This is a genomic window from Paraburkholderia sp. SIMBA_054 (assembly GCF_046534875.1).
In the GTDB taxonomy this organism is placed as follows: Bacteria; Pseudomonadota; Gammaproteobacteria; order Burkholderiales; family Burkholderiaceae; genus Paraburkholderia; species Paraburkholderia hospita.
In genome coordinates this window covers 1-242 of record NZ_JAWRXV010001539.1, presented here as the reverse complement: position 1 = coordinate 242, position 242 = coordinate 1, and the positions used below count along the sequence as shown (strand labels likewise).

Here is a 242-nt window from a genome sequence, read left to right as displayed (position 1 = left end):
CCGGGGATGAGCGTCATCGGCGCGGCATAGACGGCCTGTTTATCCAGCGTCGCCGCGACAAACGCCACGTACAGCGGGAAGAGGATCACCGCGATCCCGAGGATCAGCATGGTATGGCTGAATATCGTCAGCCACGGACGGTTCTCAATCATTGGTAACGCACCTTGCTTTCAACATAGCGGAACTGCACCACCGTCAGCACGATGACGAGGAACATCAACACCACCGACTGTGCGGCAGAC

General features: G+C 58.3%; 1 pseudogene. It reads right to left on the bottom strand.

From position 1 onward, the window contains the following. Positions 1–148 precede the first annotated feature (148 nt). Positions 149–242 (bottom strand): annotated as a pseudogene (locus SB822_RS60195) (glycerol-3-phosphate transporter permease); the annotation flags it as partial.